We start from the raw sequence: 4847 nt of genomic DNA, 5'->3' as shown, positions 1-4847 counted from the left end.
GCAGAGACCAAGGTGACGTCCATCACGTCACGGTCCCTGAAACCTGTCAGTTCGGCCAGATGATCAACGACTTCCGACATTGTTCCCAACCTGCGTGGAGAGCGCCCAGCGCGCGTCCAACGTCATTCTTGAAGGGTCGAACTGCCAGACCCGCCGAGCTTATAGCGCCCCCATCGTCGATGCGGAAGCGGCCGAAGTGTACTTGCCAATCAGGCTGAGAAGCAGGTCTTCGTCATAGGGCTTGCCCAGGTAGTGATCGACGCCCAGTTCCTGCGCGTAGTCACGGTGCTTCTGCGCAATTCGCGAGGTGATCATGATCACCGGCAAGGGCGCCAGCCGTGCGTCGGCGCGCATATTGCGGACCAGATCGAAGCCGTCCATGCGTGGCATCTCGATGTCGGACAGCACCACGGCCGGCAGCTCTTCAGCACCCAGCTTTTCCATCGCATCCAGGCCGTCCTTGGCCAGTTCGACGCGATAGCCCTCGCGCTCCAGCAGGCGTTGCGTGACACGCCGCACCGTCAGCGAATCGTCCACCACCAGCACCAGCGGCGCCAATTTCTCCGGTGCATCCTCGGCACTGACAGACGCCGCACCGCCTTGCTCTGCATGCGCCTGCGCGGCCGCGCCGTACCAGTGCGCCAAGGCCACCGGGTTGTAGATCAGCGCCACATCGCCGGAGGCCAGCAGGCTGATGCCGGCCAGACCGGGCACCCCGCTGAGTTGCGGCCCGAGGTTCTTGACCACCACTTCCTGGTTGCCCAGCACTTCGTCCACATGCAGGGCCAGACGCTGCTGGGCGCTCTTGATCAGCACGACCGGCAGATTGCGTCCCAGCAGCACGCCGCGGCCACTGTGCCGCAACAGTCCACCCAGCCAGTAGAAGGGCACGGAAGCGTCACCCACCTGCAGCTGCCCGCTGGCATAGGCCCGCTCCACCTGCTCCAGCGGCATGCGCTGGACAGACTCCATCAGGCTGGCAGGCACGGCGACCGAGGCCTCGCCGTAGCGCAGCTGCACGATCTGTGTCAAAGCGGTGGTCAGCGGCACATGCAGCTCAAAACGCGCGCCCTGACCGGCGACCGACTCGATGCTGACGAAGCCGCCCAGCGTGTCGACCTCGGAGCGAACCACATCCATGCCCACGCCACGTCCAGCCAGCTCGGTCACCTGGCTGGCGGTCGAGAAACCGGGGGTGAAGACCAGCTCCATCAGCTCGCGCTCGGCCAAGGGCGCACCTTGGGCCACCAGGCCCAGCTTCTCGCCGCGCTCACGGATGGCCGACAGGTTCAAGCCGGCGCCGTCATCGGCGAAGGTGAGGACCACCTCGTTGCCTTCCTGCGCCAGCTGCAGCTTGATCGTGCCCTGCGGCGCCTTGCCGGCAGCAAGGCGAGCTTCGGGCGCCTCGATGCCATGGCTGACGCTGTTGCGCAGCAGGTGCTCGAACGCACCCGTCAGACGCTCCAGCACGCTGCGGTCCATGTCGATATGGCCGCCGACGATCTCCAGCTGCACCTGCTTGCCGGAATCACGCGCGGCCTGACGCACCACCCGGTGCAGTCGCTCGGCCAGGCTGTCGAACTCGACCATGCGGGTGCGCAACAGATCATCCTGCAACTCGCGCGTCAGGCGCGACTGTGCAGCCAGCTCGTCTTCACCCAGCTGCACATTGCGCTGCAATGAGCGCTGCACCGTGGCCACGTCACCGACCGACTCGGTCAGCATGCGCGTCAGCTCTTGGAAGCGGGTAAAGCGATCAAACTCGAGCGGATCGAAGTCGCGTCCGGCCTGCTTGGCCGCGTCCTGGCTTGCGCCCATCTGCGCTTCGGCCTGCAGTTCGAGCTCGCGCATCTGGGTGCGCAATCGCTCCAGGTTGTCGTCCAGGTCGATCAGCGCGCTCTTCATCTGCGAGAGCTCGGACTCCAGCCGTGCCCGACGGATGGACACCTCGCCCGCCTGTGAGGCCATGCGCTCGATCAGGGCGCCCCGCACACGCACCAGCGCCTGAGAGGCAGCGACGCTGCCACTGTCGTCCGTTGCAACAGCGGACTCGGCCACCTGCGTAAAGCGTGACCAGTCGATCTGCACGCCTTCGGGCACAGGCTGTGAAGGCTCAGCTGCAAGCGCCTCGACCTCAGGCTCGCCCAGCAGTGCCGCATCGAGCTCCGGCGCTGGCTCGACGAGCAGCTCGCCGACGTCTTCGAGCGAAGGCGCGGCAACAGCCTCGTCCAAGGCGGCGGGCATGGCCGCGGCCGCAGGCTCTTGCACCGCCTCGACCAGGGGCGCTTCCGTCAGCCGGCGGCGCAGCTCGTCAAAGCCATGCTCCAAGGCATCGGCTGAAGCCTGCAGCTGCTGAACGTCGCTGATGGCGGGACTGTCCTTGCGCAGCAGGTCCTCGACGGCCGACTCCAGCACATGGGCCTGCTCGCCCAGGCGCATCGCGCCACTCAGGCGTGCGCCACCCTTGAAGGTGTGCAGGGCGCGCATGGTCGCAGCTGCACGGCCGCGGTCCTGCGGCTGCACGGCCCAGTCGCGCAGGCTGGCGTGCAGCTGCTCGAGAAGATCGCTCGCTTCCTGTTCAAAGATCGGGAATAGCTCGGCGTCAATCTGGTCAGGCTGGCCCGTGATGAAGTCGGCATCGTCCGCGGCTTCTGCGGCGATCAGCTGCTCCAAGCCCAGCGGGCCGCTGTCGACGATCTCGGGCAGCGGCTGCGGCACATAGGCCTGCAGCCGATCGACCAGGCTGGCCTCCACCGGCTTGAGGAAGCCGGCCGCGAACTGGTGCAGCAGGCGCCGCAACTCATCCGCTGCGGCGACAAAGAGCTGCGCCTCGTCGCTGCTGTAGCCGCCTGCGCGCTGGGCGCGCTCCAGCGCATGCTCGAGTGCGCGCGCCAGTGCCGACAGATCCTCATAGCCGACAGTGGCGGCATTGCCGGCCAAGGCATGGGCCTGAACCTCGCAACTCGCCGGCACCGGGACACTCAGCTCCAGCGCCCATTCGGCCAGGCTGGTGCTCAGGCGACGCGACAACTCGTCGGCCTCGTTGAGGAAGATGTTAAACAGGGTGATGCTGATGCGCAGCGGCCCGATGACCTTGACGTCCTCTTCGGTTTCGTCAGGCAATGCCGCAGGCTCGGGGGCGGCCTGAGCCGTGCTGTCCGAGACCAGGGTCAAGGTGGGCACAGCGGCGATCGCGGGCTCCTCAGCCGAGCTCTCGGCCGCGCTTGACGGCTCGACAGGCGCTACTGCCGGCGGCGCCTCGACCAGTTCACCCAGGTCCAGATGAAGCTCGAAGCTGGGCAGCTCCGCATCGGTCAAGGGGGCGACCACCGGGAGCGTATCCGGCGTCGGGTCGAGCACGAGGTCCAGCGCTGGCGCCAGCTCCATCATTTCGGTCGGCAACTGTTCCGCACCCGGCGGAACATCGTCCAGCACCAGGTCCTGCGCCAGCACGGTTTCCAACTCGTACGGGGGCAGAGGCTCGGCGGCAGGCTCCAGGCTCAGCCCGGCGAAGTCCGGCAGCTCGGGCGCCGCCTCGATCAACTCAGGCGGTTCGCCTGACAGCAGTGCCGCGTCGCCAGCCGAGAGGGCCTCGTCGGCCGCGGGCGCCTGGGCAGGTGCCGGCCAGTCGAGGGGCAGCAGGCGGCCTTCCAACCGCAGTGCATCGGCGCTGTGACGCAGGCCATCGGGGTTGTGCGGGCTGCTCTCGCGAGCCAGGATGATGTGGCGCCAGTCAGCGAGATAGTCCAGGGCTTCGGCCGTGAAGGCCAGCAGCGCGGGATCGGCACCGGCCTGCTCGCCCAGGCGGGCGTTATAGAGCTGCTCGCAGGCCCAGGCGCCCTCGCCGAAGGCGTTCAGCCCGACCATGCGGGAACTGCCCTTGAGCGTGTGGAATGCACGCCGCACATCGGTCATCGACGCCGTGTCCTGCGGATCGCGCTCCAGCGCCACCAGACCGGCACGGGCCGCGGTCAGCACCTCCTCGGCTTCTTCCAGGAAGATGCCCAGCATCTCTTCGTCGATATCGGCCGGTACTGAAGGCGTGATCGGCGCGGCCACATACGAGGGCTCAGGCGCCGGCGCGCGCGCTTCGAGGAAGTCCTGCAGCGACTGCGTCGCCTGAGACAAGGCCTCTGGCTCGGCTGGCGCGCTCTCCAGCAGGCGCTGGGCCGACTGCGCGGCCTGCGCCAGCCCGGTCTCATCCGCCGCACGGGCCTCAAGAGACAGACGTTCCAGGTCGCGCGCCAGTTCGCCCGCATCGCGCTCGCCATCGGCCACCGCCTGCACCGCCGCCTGAACCTGATGCGTGAGGCTGGGTTCGTCCAGATCGCCCAGGCGGCTGCTCGGCGCCGGCACCTGGGTGGCGCCGCTGCGGCGACCCATCAGGGCGTCCAGCCGGCCGGTCTCATTGTCAAAACGGAACATGCGCTTGGCCAGCGCGGGCTGCACGCTGAGCATGTCGATCATGAAGCCCATCGCGCCCAGGTTGTTGGCCAGGCGCTCGAACAACTCGCGCGGCCCTTCTCGCTCGGGGTCGACCTCGGTGTTGGCCAGACGGTCGACCTCGTCGCGCATGCGCAGGCTGGCCAGCGCGGCCTGATCCAGGCCCAGCACGGACAGCACACCACGCATGGCCTGCAGCTGGCCCGGCACCGGGATCAGCAGCTCGCGCTTTTCGGGCTCGCGGAAATAGAGGTCGACCTGGCGCTCGATTTCGGACAGGCTGGCGCGCAACTCATGCACCACGCTGCCCAGGGTCTGGCGGTCGGAGACTCGGCGGTACAGCTCCTCCATCCAGTCGTCCAGCGGCTTGGGCGGCTCGCCGTGCGCCACGGATTCGACGCGAC

The 4847-nt window shown here is 67.8% G+C and carries 1 protein-coding gene; it reads right to left on the bottom strand.

The features are described from left to right. Positions 1-159: 159 nt before the first annotated feature. Positions 160-4847, bottom strand: a 4688-nt coding sequence (locus ACIQ67_RS19635) for an Hpt domain-containing protein (RefSeq protein WP_397536060.1), incomplete at its 5' end; no start/stop codon positions are given.

This window comes from Roseateles sp., assembly GCF_044373315.1.
In the GTDB taxonomy this organism is placed as follows: Bacteria; Pseudomonadota; Gammaproteobacteria; order Burkholderiales; family Burkholderiaceae_C; genus JACDQM01.
The sequence above is the reverse complement of the archived record's forward strand: the minus strand, read 5'-3'. Positions and strand labels throughout refer to the sequence as shown.